The following is an 18,681-nucleotide window of genomic DNA, read 5'->3' as shown; positions in this document are numbered from 1 at the left end:
TTACATCCCCTCCCGTTCATGACCGCAGAGGGCCACAAAGACCTTCTGCAGCGTCAGGACGTCACAGTCCACATCCAGCCCGCGGGCGGCGATCTCCTCTGCCGGGGCCCGCACCGTACACATGGTCTGGCGGCCCAGCGTCTCGGTGTGCAGTACTTCGTACCCTTCGCAGGCAGCAGCTACCGCGTCGTCCCGGCCGGACACTGCACAGAACTGCGCCAGCAGGGTGTCGGTGTCGCAGTCCTCGATAAGGCGGCCCTCTTTCAGGATCAGCACCCGCTCAAATACCGTGGCGGCCTCCTCCAGAATGTGGGTGGAGATCACAAAGGTCCGCCCGGTGGCAGCGTAATCTTCCAGCAGCAGCCGGTAAAAGTCCTCCCGAGCAACAATGTCCAGACCGGCCACCGGTTCATCCATCATCGTGATAGGCGCCCGGCTGGCCAGCGCCAGCACGATGGTCAAGGCGCTCATCATACCTTTGGACATGGCGCTGATCCGCTTTTTGGGGTCCAGCCCGAACTGCGCCACCAGCTTTTCGGCGTAGGCCGCGTCCCAGTGGGGATAGAACAACCGCCCCGCTTTCAGATACTCCCGTACCCGCAGGCTGTTTACACTGGACCCCAGCTTGCCGGAAAGCTCCCGGCTGAAACAAAGGTCGGCCAGCGCTTTTTCGTTTTCCCACACCGGTTCGCCGCCGTAGGTCACCGTGCCGCTTTCCACCGGCAGCTGGGCCGTCAGGGCGGCCAGCAGGGTAGTCTTGCCGGCTCCGTTGCGGCCAATCAGCCCATAGATGTGTCCCGGCTCCAGCGTCAGATCCACCTGATCCAGCGCTTTTACCTTGCCGTAGGTCTTGCACAGGCCCCGGGCCTGCAATTTCTTGCCATCCATCCTTAGTCCTCCTGTTGGCAGGCAGCCGAAAGCATCGCCTGCAGTTCTTCGGCCGTCAGCCCCAGCTTGCGGGCTTCGGCGGCCAGGGGTTTGACGTACTGCTCCATGAATTCCTCCCGCCGCTTGGCACGGATGCGCTCCACCGCGCCTTCCGCCACAAACATGCCGATGCCGCGGCGCTTGTAGAGGATCCCTTCCTCCACCAGCAGATTCAACCCCTTGGCACCGGTGGCCGGGTTGATGCGCAGCGTTCGTGCCAGCTCGTTGGTGCTGGGAACCTGGGTCTCCTCGGGGTAGATGCCGCGCAGGATGCCGTCCTCCAGCATCTTGGCGATCTGCAGGTAGATCAGGGTGTGGTCATTCAATACCGGAGGCAAACGCTCACCGCCTTTCTTGGTTTATTGGTTCATTACTTGTGTAACTAACTATAGCACTAAAAAACGGCGCTGTCAATCCTTTTGGCCAAAACGACGACAGCTTCCGTCCCTACTTGCAAACTTTTTGGCAGACTGGTACAATAAAACCATGCTTTTGTGTTTTTAAAAGGGGAGATCAACCATGAATTGGCAGCAAGCCTGCGAACTGCCGTATTATGGCGGTGCGGATCTGGGGGCCTCCTGGGCACCCGAACAGACGATCTTCAAGCTGTGGGCACCCACTGCGTCGGCGGTGACGCTCCAGCTCTTTGCCACCGGGACCGACGCGGAGCCCGATGCGGCCCGACTGGCGGACTATGGTATGGAACCGGCCGGGGACGGTGTCTGGTCGGTCACGGTGCCGGGAAACCTGAACGGCACCTATTATCTGTATCAGCTGCAATTCCCCGACGGCCACGCTGCGTCGGTGGTGGACCCTTATGCCCGTGCGGCGGGAGCCAACGGACAGCGGGGGATGGTGCTGGACCTGGCGGAAGCGTCACCGGAAGGCTGGGCGCAGGATGTCCGTCCGGCCATCCCGGCCTATGCCCGGGCGGTGTGGGAGGTCCATGTAGCGGACTTCTCCGCCGACGAGCACAGCGGCGTGCCGGAGGAATGGCGAGGCAAGTTCATGGGGTTTGTGCCCGACAATACCACGCTGGACGGCGACGGGCAGCATCCCACCTGCCTGAACTATCTCAAGCAGCTGGGAATCAGCCATGTGCAGCTGCAGCCGATCTTCGACTATGCCACGGTGGATGAGACAAAACCCGGCGGGTACAACTGGGGATACGATCCGCTGAACTACAATGTGCCGGAGGGATCTTTTGCCACCGATGCCTTCCACGGGGAGGTGCGGGTGCGGGAATGCCGTGCCATGATCCAGGCGCTGCACAAGGCGGGAATCGGTGTGGTGATGGATGTGGTCTACAACCACACCTATTACACCGACAGCTGGCTGGAGCGCACGGTGCCGGGCTACTGGAACCGGCGGTGGGCCAACGGCAACATGACCAACGGCTCCGGCTGCGGGGACGATCTGGCCAGTGAGCGGCCGATGGTACGCAAATATCTGGTGGATTCGGTGCTCTACTGGGCCAGGGAATACCATGTGGATGGGTTCCGCTTCGACCTGATGGCACTGGAAGATGTGGAGACGATGAACGCCATTCGGGCGGCGCTGGATGAGCTGCCCGGCGGGCGGGATATCCTGATGTACGGGGAACCCTGGACCGGTGGCGGGACCAATGTGGAAGGCGGCGCCCAACCCAGCGACAAGCGGGCGCTGGATCGGCTCAGTGACCGCATCGGCTTTTTCTGCGATGATACACGGGACGCCGTCAAGGGCAACGTTTTTGATGCCTGCAATGCGGGATATGTGAACGGTGCGCCCCAGTGCGGCTATGATGTGCTCCACGCGGTGGGGGCCTGGCGCAACGGGGCACGGGGCTTCCGGCCCAGACAGGCCATGCAGGTCGTTCAGTATGTGTCCGCTCACGATAATTTTACCCTGTGGGATAAACTGGCGGCGGTGGGACGCCGCACCGACTACGATGCGGCGGACGCCGAACTGCTGGCCCAGAACCGGATGGCGGCGGGTATCTGCCTGACCTGCCAGGGCATGCCGTTTTTCCAGGCCGGGGAGGAGTTCGGTCGCACCAAGTACGGGGACCCCAACAGCTATAAAGGGCCTTTGTCCACCAACCGGTTGGACTGGCGGCGTGCCCACCGGCCGGAATTTGCGGCGTTGACCTCCTTTTATCGGGGGCTCCTGGCCATTCGGCGGATGTATCTGCGGCTGGCCGGCGCCTGCGGGGAACCGGAGCCCTTCCTGTTGGCATTGCCGGGGTGGATGATCGGCTTCGTGCCGGAGACCGAGGGCAACGACCCGGTAGGCCAGCTGGCAGTCTTTTATAACCCGGAGCGCACCCGCCAGTGGGTGCCTCTGCCCATGGGCACCTGGCGGCGCCTGTGCGACGGAACCCATGCGGGCACCACGCCCTTCGGGCCACTGTGCCGGGATGCCCTGGAACTGGAACCCCGCAGCGTGACGATCCTTGTGGCGGAATGATGCCCATTGCCCGTCTGTAAAGGAGAAAGTATGCTTTCCACAGTGTCTGTTTCCTCCGACCAGGTGAGGTGGTACCGCCTGGCGGCGCATCATCTGGACCACAGGTATCCGTTGGACAGCCTGATGGAGGCTGCAGGTGTGTGCGGCGTGCAGAATTCACCGCCCGGCACCTGGGAAACCGCGCTCTTTGTTCGGATCCGGGACGTTACGGCGGCGCAGCTGCGCTGGAAACTGGAGACGGAGAAAACACTGCTGCAAGCCTGGAGCTTCCGCGGCGTGCCGATGGTTTTCCCCACGGCGGAAAGTCCGGCTTTTCTGGAGTCTCTGGCGGCGCTTCCCGGGGAAGAACCCTGGATTTATACAAGGGGCGCTGCGCTGGCTTTGAATGATCTCGGTATGGAATGGGAGACTGCGCTGACGCTGGTGCGTCAGACGGCAGTCCGGCTTGAAACCTGCACCATACAAAGCAAGCAGGAGCTGGACCGTTTTCTGGCCGGGGAGGTCGATGAACTGCTGCCCGTCGGCCTGCGGGAAAGATGGAACGCTCCTTCCCCCTATGGTCACCCGGACCGGCAGACGGTGGGTGGGGCGGTGGTATCCTTTGCCCTGCGCCCTTGCGCGTTTTTGGGGCAGGTTGTGTTCGGCGCCCGCAACGGCACCCATCCAACCTTTACCTCCCCGGTGCATTGGCTGGGACATCCGCTTCCATCGGACCCGCAGGCCGGGGCCAAACTGGTGCGCAAATTTCTGCATGCGTACGGGCCAGCCACGCCGCGGACGTTGGCCGACTGGCTGGGGAGCAGCCCACGCCAGGCAAAAAGATTGTGGCAAACTGTACAGCAGGAGCTTATTCCGGTGAACAAGGAGGGAGCAAAGGCCTGGATGCTGGAGCAGGATCTGCCGGCTCTGCTCCATGCCCGGCCGCCGCAGGAACCATGGCGTCTTGTGGGCGCCTATGATCCCTATCTGGATGCCCGGGACCGTGCGCTGCTGCTGGAAGATACAGCCTTGCAGCGCCGGGTGTGGCGTACCGTTGCCAATCCCCACGTCATCCTGCAGGAGGGAAGGGCAGCGGGCATCTGGAAAACACGGACCATTCGCGGTCACCTGGATGTGACGGTGGAACCCTTTGTACCAATCCCTGAGGAAGAGCGGCAGGAATTGGCCCGGCAACTGGAAGAGTATACGGTGTTCCGCGGTTTGGAATTGCGCAATCTACAATGGAAAGAAACATGAACAGCCCCCCGGATGCGTATGCATCGGGGGGCTGTTTTTCTATACTTATGGGATTATCCCAGCCGTTTGAGCCAACGGCTGAAGGGGGTGGTCATGGCTGTCAGCAGGGCAGCCAGTACAAAACTCAGCACCAGAAAAACCGGGAACCACACCGGCAGCGGCCAGCCGAAACGCTGTGCCGCCGGCAGCAGCACCAGCGTCAGAAGCACATGGTGCACAAGGTAGACTCCGTAGGACCAGGCAGCCGGACGGCGCAGAATAGGCCACAAACGCTGCGGAATCCTTTGTCCCCATGCGTAGACGATCCAGAACAGGGATGCCGAAACTGCCAGAAGCACGGCCAGACGGGGGACGGCAGGCACCCACAGCAGCGGCAGGGCCGCCAGTGCCCACAGACAGCGGGGCAGGGGTGTACGATCCTCTTTCAGCAGCGTGCCGAACCAGACGCCGAGGGCAAAGGCCGGCAGCCGTCCCAGTACGGTGTGCCCGGCCTCCAGCGGGGCGGGGCAGAGGAAGGGCCAGACCAGCTGCAACAGCAGCATCACGACGGCCAGCACCCGGCGCCGCCGGGCGCTGCCCAGGCACCACAGCACCAGCGGAAACACAAGATACAACAGCAGGATGACGCCCAGGAACCATTCTCCGATCTTATAAAAAGTGAGGGTCACCGGCGCCAGATAGCCGTCCAGCCCCAGGATGGAAAACACCACGCGCCAGCGGGGGATCTCGGCATTGTTGCCGTGCAGCACCTCACCATAGAGGAACAGTGCCGCAAATCCCAGCCAGAATGCCGGGTACATGGCGGCGGCTCGTCCGACGAGGTAGGGGCGCCAGCGAAACCGGCCCTGCCATTGCAGACAGAGCGCCGCGCCGGACAGCAGAAAAAACCAGGCCAGACCCACTTCCACCCAGTCGGCCATACCGCGGCCGATCAGGAGAGCGGGCACCGCAAAGCCAAGGCGGGCAGCCTCGATGCAGAAGTGATAACACAGCACCGGCAGCAGTGCCGCCAGCCGGATGACATCCAGCCCGGGGCGGTAGTGAGCAGGAGTTTTTACCATGAGGGTCCTTCCTTTTCATGTGACTCTGCGGTGCAGTGCCGCGTTGAGGGCGGCTCCCAGAAACAGCAGATTGATGATGATGTCCAGCCACAGAATCATCAGGATAATAGCGGTCAGCGAACCGTAGATATAGGACAACTTCCAGAAATGCACGATATAGAATGAGAAAATCCGGGAAAAAACCAGCCAGCCCACGGTGGTGAATATGGTGCCCGGCAGCTGGCCGCGCAGGGAACGTTTGCCGCCCGGCACGAAGGTGTAGATCAGCAGGATCAGGACAAAGAGCACCGGGATCGCGATCAGATCGCTGAAATTGATCCAGTGGCGGAACCATTCGATGAGCCACCGCCAGCGGGCATTGGTGGCCAGCAGTGCACTCAGCGGCCGGAAGATGGAACTCAGGCCCTGGAGCAGCAGGACCGCCAGCAGCAAGCCTTCAAAGACGATGGTATAGACGATGGCCAGCAGCCGGTCATAAAGGGTGAAGCGGGCACCGGGCGTCAGGCGCTGCAGGCCTTTCTGCACGGCAAACATCCCGCTGGAAGCCGAGTACAGGGTGGTGATGGCGGCGAAGGACGCCACAAAGGTGGTGGACTGGGCGCTGAGGTTGTTCAGCACATCCAGTACGGTGTCCTGAATCTCGGGTACCTGGGGCAGGAACTGGTACATCAGTTCCGCCAGATCGGTCACCGAATAGTCCGGCATATGGTTGACCAGAACCAGCACCCAGATCAGCAGCGGAAAGGAAGCCGTCAGCAAAAACAGGGTGGCGCACCCCGCAAAGATCGGTAGATTCTGACCCAGAAACGGGCCCAGAATCGCGAAAATCATCTCCTTGGCGCGCTCCATCGATTGTTTCATGCGGGGAAACTCCTCCCTTTCCGGTGACGTGTGCCCTGAGGCTTTTCCTAATTATAATATGCTGCCGCCATGAAATCAACGCCGGGGCACAAAACGGCCTGTGGCAAGAACTGGAAAGGGAAAAGAATCGGCCTTTTTCACCAAAAAGCCTGGCGGCAAAGCCGCTTTTTTGGAGAAGGGCGGTTAAAAATATATCAAAAACATCTTGCGCAAAAGATGGTTTGTGCGTATAATAGAGTCAGGCCATTGGGGCATCGTGCCCTGACAAAAACAATTGTAAAACATACCGAGAGGAGCTTTTACTATGGGTTTGGGTAAAAAGACCATTGATGATGAAAACTACGCCGGCAAGCGCGTGCTTGTCCGCTGTGACTTCAACGTCCCCATGAAGGACGGTGTCATCACCAACGACAACCGCATCAACGCGGCACTGCCGACCATTCAGAAACTGATCAAGGACGGCGCCAAGGTCATCCTGTGCAGCCATCTGGGTAAGCCGAAGAACGGCCCCGAGGCCAAGTTCAGCCTGGCTCCCGTTGCCGTGCGCCTGAGCGAGAAGCTGGGCCAGCCCGTCCAGTTTGCGGATGACGACGAGGTCGTCGGTGCGCAGGCCAAGGCCGCTGTCGCCACCATGAGCGACGGCGATGTGGTGCTGCTGCAGAACACCCGTTTCCGCAAGGAAGAAACCAAGAACATGCCTGAGTTCAGCAAGGAACTGGCCAGCCTGGCCGATGCCTATGTGGACGATGCGTTCGGCTCCTGCCATCGCGCTCACTGCTCCACCGCCGGTGTGACCGAGTTCATCCAGGACACCGCTGTGGGCTACCTGATGGAAAAGGAAATCAAGTACCTCGGCAATGCCGTCAACGATCCCGTCCGTCCCTTCACCGCCATCCTGGGCGGCGCCAAGGTTGCGGACAAGCTCAATGTCATCTCCAACCTGCTGGAAAAGGTCGACACCCTGATCATCGGCGGCGGCATGGCCTACACCTTCCTGAAGGCCGAAGGCTACGAGATCGGCAAGAGCCTGTGCGATGACAGCAAGATCGATTACTGCAAGGACATGATGGCCAAGGCCAAGGAGAAGGGCGTCAAGCTGCTGCTGCCTGTGGACACCGCCTGTGTCACCGATTTCCCCGATCCCATCGATGCCGAAGTGGAAACCAAGATCGTGCCCGTCACGGCCATTCCTGCCGACATGGAAGGCTGCGACATCGGCCCCGAGACCATGAAGCTCTTTGCTGATGCCGTCAAGGCCAGCAAGACTGTGGTCTGGAACGGACCCATGGGCGTCTTCGAGAACCCGACCCTGGCGGCCGGCACCCTGGCGGTTGCCAAGGCCATGGCTGAGAGCGATGCCACCACCGTCATCGGCGGCGGCGACAGCGCGGCTGCTGTCCAGCAGATGGGTCTGGGCGACAAGATGACCCACATCTCCACCGGCGGCGGTGCTTCTCTCGAGTACCTCGAGGGCAAGGAACTGCCCGGCATTGCCGTTATCCAGAACGCGTAACAACCGCAGGGCGCGGCGGCACGGCCGCCGCGCCCTTTTTTGGAATGTACCCTCTATGCACAACAAAGCAAAGGAGTTTTCATCATGGATAAGCAGAATCGTAAAGCCATCATTGCCGGCAACTGGAAAATGAACATGACCCCCACCGAGGCGGGTCACCTGATCGACGCGCTGGTCCCCGCTGTGCAGGGCGCCAACTGCGAAGTCGTCATCTGCGTTCCCTTCACTGATCTGTGCGTGGCCGTGGCCAAGTGCAGCGGCACCAACATCCATGTGGGCGCCGAGAACGTCCACTTCGAGAAGTCCGGTGCCTTCACCGGTGAGATCTCTGCCGACATGCTCACCGACCTGGGCGTGGAGTATGTGGTCATCGGCCACAGCGAGCGCCGTCAGTACTTCGCCGAGACCGACGAGACCGTCAACAAGCGTGCCCGTGCGGCCCTGGCCGGCGGTCTGAAGCCCATCATCTGCGTGGGCGAGAGCCTGGCCCAGCGTGAGCAGGGCGTCACCGAGGAGCTCGTCCGCATGCAGGTCAAGATCGCTCTGAATGGTGTCACCGCCGAAGAGCTGAAGAATGTGGTCATCGCCTACGAGCCCATCTGGGCCATCGGCACCGGCAAGACCGCTACCGCGGATCAGGCGCAGGAAGTCTGCGCGGCCATCCGCAAGGTGGTGGGTGAGCTGTACGGCGAGGATGCCGCCAAGGCGCTGACCGTCCAGTACGGCGGCAGCATGAACGCCAAGAACGCCGAGGAACTGCTCAGCAAGCCCGACGTGGACGGCGGCCTGATCGGTGGTGCATCCCTGAAGGCGGACCAGTTTGCCATCATCGTGGATGCGGCCAGCAAGGGCTGATTTTTTCCAAGCGTAAGGAGAGTTCCGGCGGCCCCGGCGGGCTGCCGGGCCCTCTTTTGTCATTTTCAGAATATCAAGATTTTCTAAGGAGATCCTACTCTTATGAGCAAAAAGCCTGTACTTCTCTGCATCATGGACGGTTTCGGCTGGACGCCCGACCAGACTTTCGGCAACGCTGTGACCGCCGCCAAGAAACCCAACCTGGACAAGATCTTTGCCACCTGCCCCATGACCACCATCGCGGCTTCCGGTATGGCCGTCGGTCTGCCTGACGGCCAGATGGGCAACTCCGAGGTGGGCCACACCAACATGGGTGCCGGCCGCATCGTATACCAGCAGCTGACCCTCATCACCAAGTCCATCAAGGATGGTGAGATGGTCAAGAACCCCGTGCTCTACAACAACATGAAGAAGGCCATCGATGCCGGCAAGGCCATCCATCTGATGGGCCTGGTGGGCACCGGCGGTGTGCACAGCCATGCCGACCACTGGTTCGGCGTGCTGGATATGGCCAAGCATATGGGCGCTACCAAGGTCTACCTGCACTGCATCATGGATGGCCGTGACACCGACCCGCACAGCGGCAAGGGCTTCCTGGCCGATCTGCAGGCCAAGCTGGACGAGCTGGGCATCGGCCAGATCGCCACGGTGAGCGGCCGTTACTACGCCATGGACCGTGACAACAACTGGGACCGCGAGGAAAAGGCCTACGCTGCCTTCGTGTACGGCGAGGGCAACCACGCCGCCAATGCCCAGGAGGCCATCGACGCCAGCTATGCTGCCGATGTGACCGATGAATTCGTCGTGCCGGTGGTCACCTGTGAGGGCGGCCGCGTGGAGACCGGCGATACCGTCATCTTCATGAACTTCCGCCCCGACCGCGCCCGTCAGATGACCCGCATCTTCTGCGACGACGATTTCAAGGGCTTCGAGCGCCGCGGCGGCCGTCTGCATGTGAACTACGTCTGCATGGCCGAGTACGATGCCACCATGCCCAACTGCGAAGTGGCCTACCCGCCGGTGGAGCTGAAGAACGTGCTGGGCGAGTACCTGTCCAAGAACGGCAAGACCCAGCTGCGCATCGCCGAGACCGAGAAGTATGCCCATGTGACCTTCTTCTTCAACGGCGGCGTGGAGGCCCCCTACGAGGGCGAGGACCGCAAGGTCATTCCCAGCCCGAAGGTGGCCACTTACGACCTCAAGCCCGAGATGAGCGCCTACGAGGTTGCCGATGAGTGCAAGGCCCGTATCGAGAGCGGCAAGTACGACGTCATCATCCTGAACTTCGCCAACTGTGACATGGTCGGCCATACCGGTGTCTTTGATGCCGCTGTCAAGGCCGTGGAGGCTGTGGACAAGGCTGTGGGTGAAGTGGTGGATGCCGTGCTGGCCCAGGGCGGCGTGGTCTTCCTGACCGCCGACCACGGCAATGCCGAAAAGATGGAGAACCCCGACGGCAGTGCCTTTACCGCCCACACCACCAACGTGGTGCCCTTCGCGGTGATCGGTGCCGGGGACGTCAAGCTCCGCGAAGGCGGCTGCCTGGCGGACATCGCCCCCACCATGCTGCCCTATATTGGCCTGCCCGTGCCCGAGGAAATGACCGGCAAGAGCATCATCGTCGAGTAAAAAGTCCCATTGCAAGGCCGCTGCGCAAAAGGCGCAGCGGCCTTTTCTGTAAAATCCGCCGGCAAAGCTTGCGTTGGGAGGCAAAAGGGAGTATAGTAAAAAACGATTATGTTTCATTATCTTACAGGAGTTACTGCCCATGAAAAAAATATTGCAACTGCTGCGGCGGCCGCCGGTACTGGTGCTGGGAATCGTACAGCTGCTTATTCTTCTGGGGGCTGTCTGGTCGGCGGTGCAGCCGGCCGCAGTCTACCAGTTCACACCGGATCAGTGGGAGGTCATCGCGGAGCATTCCGAGATCGGCTATGACGAGGAAGGCCGCCGCGGTGTGACCGAGATGAAAGACTGGGATAATATCCTGCAGACACCGGCCATGTCGTTGCCGGCAGGTCATTACCGAGTCGCGCTGTCGTATTACTATGAGCCCAACCGTACCGAAGGGGGCGTTGAACATCGGTCCGGGGTGTACTTTACGGCTGCAGAGGACATGTCGGTCAGCGGGGAAATGGCCTGGGTCGATGTGCTGACCCAGCAGGATACCGTGGTTCTCAACGTGAATTACGCCAGTGACAGCATCCGTCTAGTGGCCAGAAACGACGGCGGTATTTTCACCATCGGCGATGTGGAAATCCGGCAGGACATGGTCTATGCCTGGGCCTGTGTGCTGGGATGGGCGGTATTGTTTGCGCTGGTCGACCTGTGCCTGCTGCTTTTAGTGCCGGCCAGTCCCCGCGCGCTGAAAAACGCCGACCTGCGGGGCTGTCTGTGGCTATTGGCGGGGGTCACGCTGCTGAGCTGCGTACCCATGCTGATGAATAGCGGCGGCTGCCAGGGGGCGGACTGGCGGTTCCATCTGGCCCGCATCGAGGGCATTGCCCAGGGCCTGCGGGAAGGACAGTTCCCGGTGCGCATCTATTCCCAGGCCAAGGACGGCTACGGCTATGCGCCATCCCTGTTTTACGGGGAACTGTTTCTCTATTTCCCGGCGGTGCTGCGGCTGCTGGGTATGAGCGTCCAGGGGGCTTACCGCACCTACGTTATGGCCGTTCAGGCAGCTACGGCAGGCATCTCCTTCTTCAGTTTCCGGCAGATGTTCCGCCACAACAAAACTGCCCTGCTGGGCAGTATTCTCTATATGCTGGCCCCCTATCACATCTATAACATCTACTGGCGCAGTGCAGCGGGGGAGTACACCGCGCTGGCTTTCCTGCCGCTGATTCCCGCGGCACTCAGCCTCCTCTATGCCCCTGAACTGCCCTCCGCTCACCAGCGGCGGGTGGCCTGCGCCGAACTGCTCATCGCCTTCGGCGCTCTGGTGCAGACGCATATCATCTCGTTGGAACTGGCAACGCTGGCCACGGCGGTTTTCTGTCTGTGGCATTTTCGCCGCACCTTCACACGACCGATCTTGACTGTGTGGGCGGCCGCGGCAGGCCTGACGGTGCTGCTCAATCTCTGGTTCCTGATGCCTTTTGTCACCGTCATGACGGGGGACTACAGCAATATGTACGGAGGAAAGAGCTTCGCCGGCGGTCTGGCAGTACAGAAGAATGGTCTGTGGCTTTCCCAGCTGCTCAACTGGCGGGATGACCACAACAGCATCGGTGTGGTGCTGGTGGCCGGAGCGGTTGCCTTTGTCTGGTGCTGGCTGACACAGGGAGAATCCATGCCCTCCCGAGAGAAAAAAATCGGACTGTGGGCGTTGCTGCTGGGAACGCTGGCCTGCTGGATGAGCACCAACACCTTCCCCTGGGGATGGCTGGGGGCGATACCGGTGGCGGGACGTCTTCTGCTGGCGATCCAATTCCCGTGGCGGTATTTTTCCCTGGCCACCATCTTGCTGGTACTGGTCAGCATTTGTGCGGTGTCTGCCCTGCGGCGGGGCCGGTATGCCCGGCCGGTGGCGGTGCTGCTGCTCTCAGCCTCGCTGTTGGGGGTAGGACTTTTCTACCATAGCTATCTGCCTACAGTGGACACTGCCTACCTGGGCGACAGTGCCCAGATGATCTATGCCGATAATAAAATCAGCAACCAGTCCTGGTATTACGACAGTCTGTATCTTCCCGATGGTGCTGTGGAAAACCGGGACGGGCTTGTCTATGATTCGGCCGTCACCACGGTGGAGGTCGCCTCGGTGACCCGCCAGAACGGGGTTACGGTGATCTACTGCAATGAGAGCACGGGGCAGCCCGGCTATGCGGAGCTGCCGCTGCTCTACTACCCCGGCTATACCATTCTGAACACAGAGGGGAAAGTCTTCCGCACCGACAACGGCATGGTGGGCGTTACCGTACCGGCCGGCTATTCCGGCGAGATCCGGGTGGCGTTCCGGGAACCCAAGCGGTGGCTGGCAGCAGATCTGGTCAGTCTCTGCACGGTGCTGGCGTTGTTGGCAAAGTTTGTAGTCTGGCCGCGCTGGCAAAAACGTAAAAATCACCGATAAAAAACAAGCTGTGCATTTTTGCACAGCTTGTTTTTTGTTTCGCGTATCAGGCGCCGGACAACGGCAGGAACCAGGCAGCTGCCAGGTAGAGAAGATACAGCACAAGGCAGAGGGACCCCTGCCAGCGGTAGAGCCGGCGGCGCAGCAGCGGCGGGAGCAGTAGGATCAGCGTCATAGCGGCACAGATGGGCAGATCGTAGTGCCGGAACTGGGAACCGAAGGGCAGCCGTTCGCGGTACATCAGACTGGAGATGGGCAGCGCCAGGGTCAGGTTGAGGATGGCGCTGTTGATGAGCTGCATGGGCAGGGTGCGCGGCGGAAAATAGCGGCAGCGCACTGAAAAACGTTTCCAGGCCGAACCGAAAGGATGATCCAGGGCGTCCGCCAGCAGCGGCAGACAGAATCCGAAACTGATGAGGGTGGCCGCCCAAAGTGCCTGGATGGTGCCGGTCAGGTTGGCCAGGCTGGCAGCACTGTAAACCAGGGCCTGGGCCCCGCCGGCCAGCAGTACCAGCCCGGCGATGACCCCGCCCAGATTTTTGAGGGCATTGGGCACGCTCATGACGGGAAAAGCCATGGTATGGGCGGTGTAGCCGTAGGTGGCAGCTGCGCTCTCCGGCGGCGGCGCGGCAGCGTTGCGCTTGGTGGAAACCATCTCGCAGCCTTCTCCATAGATGTAGTGATGCTGATACACAATGCTGATGAGCACAAACAGGACAAAGAGAAACATCAGAAGGCCGGTGCCGGTATAGCTCAGGGTGCCGTCCCGCACAAAGAGAACCAAAACACCGCAGGCGGCCAACAGCAGCAGACACTTGCGCAGAAATTCGCTGCGGTCCACCGTGACGGTGTGGCGCGGATTCAGCAGGCAGACCGCCAGCGCCAGGCCAAGGCTGGCCACCGCTCCGGCCAGCGCGGTGCCGACGGCCAGTCCCGTGATGGAGAGCCCTGCCGCCAGGAAGGCCAGCATGAGCTGCGGCAATGCCAGGCAAAAGGGCGCAACGGTACCGCCGACCACCCACATGGGCAGCCCGCACAGGGCGCAGCACCAGGTGGTGCAGCGCCCGGCCAGACGACTGCCCACCGCGGTCAGCACATAGATCAGCAATGTCAGAAGCAATACCGGCATAGTTCCCTTACCTAAAAAGGGCAGCGCATTGCGCTGCCCTGCATACATTCAACTTAATAAGCGATGCCCCAGACGACCATCTTGGTGGCAGGTTTGCCGCAGACCGGGCAGACGTCGCTCAGATGCTCCTGCTGGAACGGCATGCAGCGGCTGGACAGTCCCGCCTGTTCCTTCATGGCTTCCTCACAGGCCAGATCGCCGCACCACATGGTCTTGATAAAACCGGTGGACTTGGCGGTCTTCTCCTTGATCTCGTCCATGGTGGTGGCGCTCATGGTACGGGCCTCGCGGTTCTTCAGCGCGCGGTCGTACAGGTCTTTCGCCAGTGCCTCCAGCGCGGCGGGAATGGCAGAAGCCAGATCTTCGAACTTGACGAACTGCTTCTCGCGGGTGTCGCGGCGCACCAGTACGCACTGTCCCTGCTCGATATCCCGGGGTCCCACTTCCAGTCGGATGGGCACACCCTTCATCTCCCACTGGGCAAACTTCCAGCCGGGCTGCTTGTCGCTGTCGTCCAGCTTGACCCGGGCGTACTTGCCGATCTCGGCAGCCAGCTCACGGCTCTTCTCAAGAACACCGGGTTTGTGGGCGGCCACCGGAACGATGACCACCTGCACGGGGGCGATGGCCGGGGGCAGGATCAGACCATCATCGTCGCCGTGGGTCATGATGATGGCGCCGATCAGGCGGCTGGATGCACCCCAGCTGGTCTGGAACGGGTACTGCAGGGTGTTGTCGCGGCCGGTGAAAGTCACGTCATAGGCACGGCTGAACTTGTCCCCGAAGTAGTGGCTGGTACCGCTCTGCAGCGCCTTGCCGTCCTTCATCATCGCTTCGATAGTGTAGGTGGCTTCGGCGCCGGCAAACTTCTCCTTGTCGGTTTTACGGCCCTTGATGACGGGAATGCACAGATCGTTCTCGCAGAAATCCGCATAGCAATTCAGCTGCTGTTCGGTTTCGGCCTTGGCTTCCTCCGCCGTCTCATGGATGGTATGGCCTTCCTGCCACCAGAACTCGCGGGTACGCAGGAAGGGACGGGTGGATTTCTCCCACCGGACCACGCTGCACCACTGGTTGTACAGCATGGGCAGATCGCGGTAGCTGTGCAGCACATGGCTGAAGTGGTCACAGAACAGCGTCTCGCTGGTGGGACGCACTGCAAGGCGCTCCTCCAGCGGTTCGCTGCCGCCCATCGTGACCCAGGCAACCTCGGGGGCAAAGCCGTTGACCAGTTCGCCTTCCTTTTTCAGCAGGCTTTCCGGCATCAGCATCGGCATCGCCACGTTCTCATGGCCGGTAGCCTTGAAACGGGCATCCAGGTTCTTCTGGATGTTCTCCCAGATTGCATAGCCGTAGGGGCGCAGCACCACAAAACCTTTCACGCTGGAATATTCCACCAGCTCGGCCTTGGTGCAGATATCGGTGTACCACTGGGCAAAGTCGACCTCCTGCGCGGTGATCGCTTCGACCATTTTTTTCTTATCGCTTGCCATGTCTACTCCTTCACATCATACGGCGCAAAAATTACAGCCGCTCCTCCAGATAATTGACCACATCGCCTACGGTGTGGAACGTCTCGATGTCCTCATCGGGAATTTCCACGCCGAACTCATCGGACAGGGTGGTGATCATGTCGATGACATCCAGGCTGTCGGCGCCGAAATCATTGACGATGTCGCTCTCGGGGGTGATTTTTTCAGGATCGACTTCCAGCTGGTCAGCCAGATAATCGCGGATACGCGCAAAAACTTCGGAATCCATAATTTAACTCCTTCTGCAAACAAATATTCATTAAATATATAGCGTATCTGCCGAAGGATGTCAAGGGGTTCGGGGAAAAATGAGCGCCCTGCCGTCCAGTGTTGAAATGCAGTTTCATCGCATAGTCTGGTCAGAGGAGTGTGATGCTATGAAACTGGAATTTACCAAGATGCAGGGGGCCGGCAACGACTATATTTATCTGGACTGCCGGCACAGTGGTGTGCCGGCCGATGCGGCACAGTGGGCGGCGCTGCTGTCCCGGCGGCGGTTCTCGGTGGGGGCGGACGGCCTGATCTGCATTGCGCCGCCGCAGCTGTCGGATGGAGATGCCACCATGGTGATGTTCAACGCCGACGGCAGTGAGGGGGCGATGTGCGGCAACGGGATCCGCTGTGTGGCGGAGTACCTCTATACCCACGGGGTACAGAAGGAGCTGATCGAACTGGATACCCGGCAGGCCGGACGGAAAACGCTCTACCGAGTGGGAGAACATCGGTGGCGGGCCGGCATGGGGCGGTTTTCCACCCGGGCTGCGGATCTGCCGGCCGTAGGTCTGGGCGCGGGCCCCTTGCTGGAGGTGCCCCTGGTGGCCGCGGGGCAGTCCTGGCAGGTCAGCTGCGTCAGCATGGGCAATCCTCACTGTGTGGTATTCTGCAATGAGGCGCCGCCTGCCGGTGTGCAGCTGGCTGACTGGGGAGCGGCTGTGGAAAATCATCCGGCTTTTCCGCAGGGAATCAATGTGGAATTTGTACAGGCAGAGAGTCCCACCTCGCTAACAACCACGGTCTGGGAGCGGGGAAGCGGGGCAACGCTGGCCTGCGGTACAGGGGCCTGCGCCGCGGCGGTGGTTGGCGTATTGCGCGGCATTTGCCCACGGGAAACGCCCATAGACGTGCGCCTGCCGGGCGGTACGCTTACGGTCCGGGTCCTGCAGGATGATACGGTGCTGCTCACCGGCCCGGCGGAAACGGTGTTTGACGGTTATGTTGAGGTATAGGCGTCTTCTTTACAGAGGCAAAACAGACTGTTATAATGAAGGTGTTTCTTTATCAAAAGGAGGCTCCCTTCGATGCAGCATCAAAAATTACGGACGTTTCTGTTCATCCCGGGAGAACGGAAAAGGGACCGTTTCTTCCGCTGGTTTCCCTGGGTCTGGCTGGCGGCAGCGTATGGCATCACCATGCTGGTGCTCTGCCTGCATGGACGGGCATATATTGACAGTGACATTGCCGGGGACGTCATGCTGGCAAATCTGCTCAACCGGGACGGCGGCATGCTCTCGGCCGGGTGGTGGTATTCCAGCGAACTGCGCGTTGTGTACCTGCAGGTCCTGTATCGGCTGGCACTGCTGGTCTTCCCACGGGATTGGTACGCGGCCCAGATGCTGGGCCAGGCAGGGTGGCTGCTTCTGCTGATTGTCTCCTACCTGTATGTGGCGCATGGGCTGGCGCTCAAAAACTGCGGGGTATGGGGTGCTGCAGCGTTGGCTTGTCCCTTTGGCACCTGGTATCTGTGGTACGGGCCTTTTGGCGGCGCGTACCTGCCTCATATCATTCTGATCCTGCTCAGCTTCGGCGCCATGCTGCATCTGCTGCGCCCGGCATCCGTCCTGCGCCGCGTACTGCAATGGCTGCTTCTGGTGGGAACGGCAGTGGCTTCAGGGCTTAATGGCGTCAAAGGGCTGATGGGCTTTTATCTGCCCATGGCAGCGGCCATGGTAGTGGCGGTGGTGCTGCGCTGGCATGAAGAACCCCGGCAGCCGCCCCGCAAGACGCTGCACCTGTTGGCACTGTCCTGTGCGGCGACCGCGGTGGCCGGGAGCGGTTATGTTCTGTACAGCAAGGTGCTGGCCAACCTGTACTCCTTTGAAGATTACAACAGCCGCAGCTGGTCGGGGTTGGATCTGAGTGGACTGCTTTCCCAGTGGGGCGAATTCCTGAGCCTGTTCGGCTATCCCACCAAATCGGCACTCAAGGCGGCGCCCCGCCTGTTTTCGGTGGAGGGCATTCTGGGGGCTTTCGGTGTGCTGACGGCCGGTGCCATTGTATTTTCTCTGGTGCGTCTGTTGCTGCGCTGGCAAAAACTGCGCCCGGAGCAGCGAATCATTCCGCTGCTGTTCGCTTCCATCGGTCTTATTGATGGCATGATCTTCGCCTGCACCGAGGATGTGGCACCCATTGATGCACGGTACTGGCTGACCGTGGTTCCCTTTGCCTTTCTGCTGCTGCAGCTGGAAGGGGAGACAGAATCGTTCCGTCCGGCCTTTATGCGGCGGGCGGCAGCCATAGCCTTCTGCGTCTGCATCACGGCGACCAGCATCTCTTCGGTGCGGCTGTTTTTCCAGAACGGCATGCGCATCAATCCGCATCTGGAAACGGTCTGCGACTGGCTGGTGGAAGAAGGCTATACCCAGGGATATGCCACCTTCTGGAACGGCAATGTACTCACCGAATGGTCCAGCGGGGCATTGGAAATGTGGGTGGTAAGCGACCTGAATACCCTGGACCTGAGTCAGGGCCTGCAGGAGATGGCCCACCGGGAAGCGCCGCAGGGAGAAGTCTTTTTGCTGACGACCCGGGAAGAACTGGAAATCTATGGCCTTTCTGCGCTGGAAAATACATCGAAAGTGGTGTATGTGGATGAGCAGGAAAAAGCGCCTTCCCCCTACGGCCATTATCTGGTCATGACCTTCCCCGATGCCCAGGCGATGGAAACGGCCATCGCAGCGGCGCACCCGGGCGCAGGCTGATGGCGGAATCTTCTCTCTTGCACCGGGGCGGAAATTGTGGTACATTACTTTTAATTGGATAAGTATACA

General features: G+C 60.6%; 15 protein-coding genes. 8 read left to right on the top strand and 7 right to left on the bottom strand.

Annotated features, from left to right (window positions below; all coding sequences use genetic code 11):
• Both NQ490_RS03585 and NQ490_RS03580 read right to left on the bottom strand, forming a co-directional pair.
• Complete coding sequence (locus NQ490_RS03585; protein ID WP_007047476.1) at window positions 1-888, bottom strand: ABC transporter ATP-binding protein; 888 nt, start codon at window positions 886-888, stop codon at window positions 1-3.
• A 2-nt stretch (window positions 889-890) separates the two neighbouring features.
• A complete protein-coding gene (locus NQ490_RS03580; RefSeq protein WP_407084121.1) occupies window positions 891-1,214 on the bottom strand; it encodes a GntR family transcriptional regulator in 324 nt (107 codons plus the stop codon).
• Window positions 1,215-1,446: 232 nt separating this feature from the next.
• Here NQ490_RS03580 and pulA point away from each other — a divergent pair, with 232 nt between their 5' ends.
• Window positions 1,447-3,375, top strand: a complete 1,929-nt coding sequence (gene pulA / locus NQ490_RS03575; protein WP_007047473.1) for a type I pullulanase — start codon at window positions 1,447-1,449, stop codon at window positions 3,373-3,375.
• A 30-nt stretch (window positions 3,376-3,405) separates the two neighbouring features.
• Window positions 3,406-4,611, top strand: coding sequence for a winged helix DNA-binding domain-containing protein (locus NQ490_RS03570; RefSeq protein ID WP_007047472.1), 1,206 nt, complete (start codon window positions 3,406-3,408; stop codon window positions 4,609-4,611).
• 53 nt (window positions 4,612-4,664) lie between these two features.
• Here the strand turns inward: NQ490_RS03570 and NQ490_RS03565 are convergent, their stop codons facing one another.
• Together NQ490_RS03565 and NQ490_RS03560 are read right to left on the bottom strand one after the other, a co-directional pair.
• The gene (locus NQ490_RS03565) at window positions 4,665-5,672 is read right to left on the bottom strand and encodes an acyltransferase family protein (RefSeq protein WP_007047471.1); all 1,008 of its coding nucleotides are present in this window, start codon (window positions 5,670-5,672) and stop codon (window positions 4,665-4,667) included.
• A 15-nt stretch (window positions 5,673-5,687) separates the two neighbouring features.
• Window positions 5,688-6,533: a YihY/virulence factor BrkB family protein gene (locus NQ490_RS03560; protein ID WP_007047470.1), complete on the bottom strand. Its 846-nt coding sequence runs from the start codon at window positions 6,531-6,533 to the stop codon at window positions 5,688-5,690.
• 304 nt (window positions 6,534-6,837) lie between these two features.
• Between NQ490_RS03560 and NQ490_RS03555 the strand changes: the two genes are divergently transcribed.
• From NQ490_RS03555 to NQ490_RS03540, 4 genes are all read left to right on the top strand, one after another.
• A complete protein-coding gene (locus tag NQ490_RS03555) occupies window positions 6,838-8,046 on the top strand; it encodes a phosphoglycerate kinase (protein ID WP_007047468.1) in 1,209 nt (402 codons plus the stop codon).
• A gap of 84 nt (window positions 8,047-8,130) precedes the next feature.
• Window positions 8,131-8,901, top strand: coding sequence for a triose-phosphate isomerase (gene tpiA / locus NQ490_RS03550; RefSeq protein WP_007047467.1), 771 nt, complete (start codon window positions 8,131-8,133; stop codon window positions 8,899-8,901).
• A 102-nt stretch (window positions 8,902-9,003) separates the two neighbouring features.
• Window positions 9,004-10,530, top strand: coding sequence for a 2,3-bisphosphoglycerate-independent phosphoglycerate mutase (gene gpmI, locus NQ490_RS03545; RefSeq protein ID WP_007047466.1), 1,527 nt, complete (start codon window positions 9,004-9,006; stop codon window positions 10,528-10,530).
• Between the two features lie 139 nt (window positions 10,531-10,669).
• The gene (locus NQ490_RS03540; protein ID WP_007047465.1) at window positions 10,670-12,973 is read left to right on the top strand and encodes a hypothetical protein; all 2,304 of its coding nucleotides are present in this window, start codon (window positions 10,670-10,672) and stop codon (window positions 12,971-12,973) included.
• A gap of 46 nt (window positions 12,974-13,019) precedes the next feature.
• Here the strand turns inward: NQ490_RS03540 and NQ490_RS03535 are convergent, their stop codons facing one another.
• Genes NQ490_RS03535 through acpP form a run of 3 tightly spaced genes read right to left on the bottom strand, consistent with a single transcriptional unit; the run spans window position 13,020 to window position 15,863 of the window.
• Window positions 13,020-14,102, bottom strand: coding sequence for a hypothetical protein (locus tag NQ490_RS03535; RefSeq protein ID WP_187118514.1), 1,083 nt, complete (start codon window positions 14,100-14,102; stop codon window positions 13,020-13,022).
• Window positions 14,103-14,155: 53 nt separating this feature from the next.
• On the bottom strand, window positions 14,156-15,595 hold the full coding sequence (gene proS, locus NQ490_RS03530; protein WP_007047463.1) for a proline--tRNA ligase: 1,440 nt from the start codon (window positions 15,593-15,595) through the stop codon (window positions 14,156-14,158).
• Between the two features lie 31 nt (window positions 15,596-15,626).
• Window positions 15,627-15,863, bottom strand: coding sequence for an acyl carrier protein (gene acpP, locus NQ490_RS03525; protein WP_007047462.1), 237 nt, complete (start codon window positions 15,861-15,863; stop codon window positions 15,627-15,629).
• 148 nt (window positions 15,864-16,011) lie between these two features.
• On the opposite strand from acpP, the gene dapF reads away from it, so the two are divergent.
• Together dapF and NQ490_RS03515 are read left to right on the top strand one after the other, a co-directional pair.
• A complete protein-coding gene (dapF, locus tag NQ490_RS03520) occupies window positions 16,012-16,860 on the top strand; it encodes a diaminopimelate epimerase (RefSeq protein WP_040917810.1) in 849 nt (282 codons plus the stop codon).
• A 72-nt stretch (window positions 16,861-16,932) separates the two neighbouring features.
• A complete protein-coding gene (locus NQ490_RS03515) occupies window positions 16,933-18,612 on the top strand; it encodes a hypothetical protein (protein WP_007047460.1) in 1,680 nt (559 codons plus the stop codon).
• Window positions 18,613-18,681: the final 69 nt, after the last annotated feature.

Source organism: Subdoligranulum variabile (assembly GCF_025152575.1).
GTDB classification, from domain to species: Bacteria; Bacillota; Clostridia; order Oscillospirales; family Ruminococcaceae; genus Gemmiger; species Gemmiger variabilis.
Note: the sequence above shows the minus strand (reverse complement) of the source record. Positions and strands in the feature narration are given on the sequence as shown.

Excerpts from the sequence above, each read along its gene's own strand:
- NQ490_RS03585 (WP_007047476.1), bottom strand. The coding sequence starts at position 888 with ATGGATGGCAAGAAATTGCAGGCCCGGGGCCTGTGCAAGACCTACGGC.
- NQ490_RS03580 (WP_407084121.1), bottom strand. The coding sequence starts at position 1,214 with ATGCTGGAGGACGGCATCCTGCGCGGCATCTACCCCGAGGAGACCCAG.
- pulA (WP_007047473.1), top strand. The coding sequence starts at position 1,447 with ATGAATTGGCAGCAAGCCTGCGAACTGCCGTATTATGGCGGTGCGGAT.
- NQ490_RS03570 (WP_007047472.1), top strand. The coding sequence starts at position 3,406 with ATGCTTTCCACAGTGTCTGTTTCCTCCGACCAGGTGAGGTGGTACCGC.
- NQ490_RS03565 (WP_007047471.1), bottom strand. The coding sequence starts at position 5,672 with ATGGTAAAAACTCCTGCTCACTACCGCCCCGGGCTGGATGTCATCCGG.
- NQ490_RS03560 (WP_007047470.1), bottom strand. The coding sequence starts at position 6,533 with ATGAAACAATCGATGGAGCGCGCCAAGGAGATGATTTTCGCGATTCTG.
- NQ490_RS03555 (WP_007047468.1), top strand. The coding sequence starts at position 6,838 with ATGGGTTTGGGTAAAAAGACCATTGATGATGAAAACTACGCCGGCAAG.
- tpiA (WP_007047467.1), top strand. The coding sequence starts at position 8,131 with ATGGATAAGCAGAATCGTAAAGCCATCATTGCCGGCAACTGGAAAATG.
- gpmI (WP_007047466.1), top strand. The coding sequence starts at position 9,004 with ATGAGCAAAAAGCCTGTACTTCTCTGCATCATGGACGGTTTCGGCTGG.
- NQ490_RS03540 (WP_007047465.1), top strand. The coding sequence starts at position 10,670 with ATGAAAAAAATATTGCAACTGCTGCGGCGGCCGCCGGTACTGGTGCTG.
- NQ490_RS03535 (WP_187118514.1), bottom strand. The coding sequence starts at position 14,102 with ATGCCGGTATTGCTTCTGACATTGCTGATCTATGTGCTGACCGCGGTG.
- proS (WP_007047463.1), bottom strand. The coding sequence starts at position 15,595 with ATGGCAAGCGATAAGAAAAAAATGGTCGAAGCGATCACCGCGCAGGAG.
- acpP (WP_007047462.1), bottom strand. The coding sequence starts at position 15,863 with ATGGATTCCGAAGTTTTTGCGCGTATCCGCGATTATCTGGCTGACCAG.
- dapF (WP_040917810.1), top strand. The coding sequence starts at position 16,012 with ATGAAACTGGAATTTACCAAGATGCAGGGGGCCGGCAACGACTATATT.
- NQ490_RS03515 (WP_007047460.1), top strand. The coding sequence starts at position 16,933 with ATGCAGCATCAAAAATTACGGACGTTTCTGTTCATCCCGGGAGAACGG.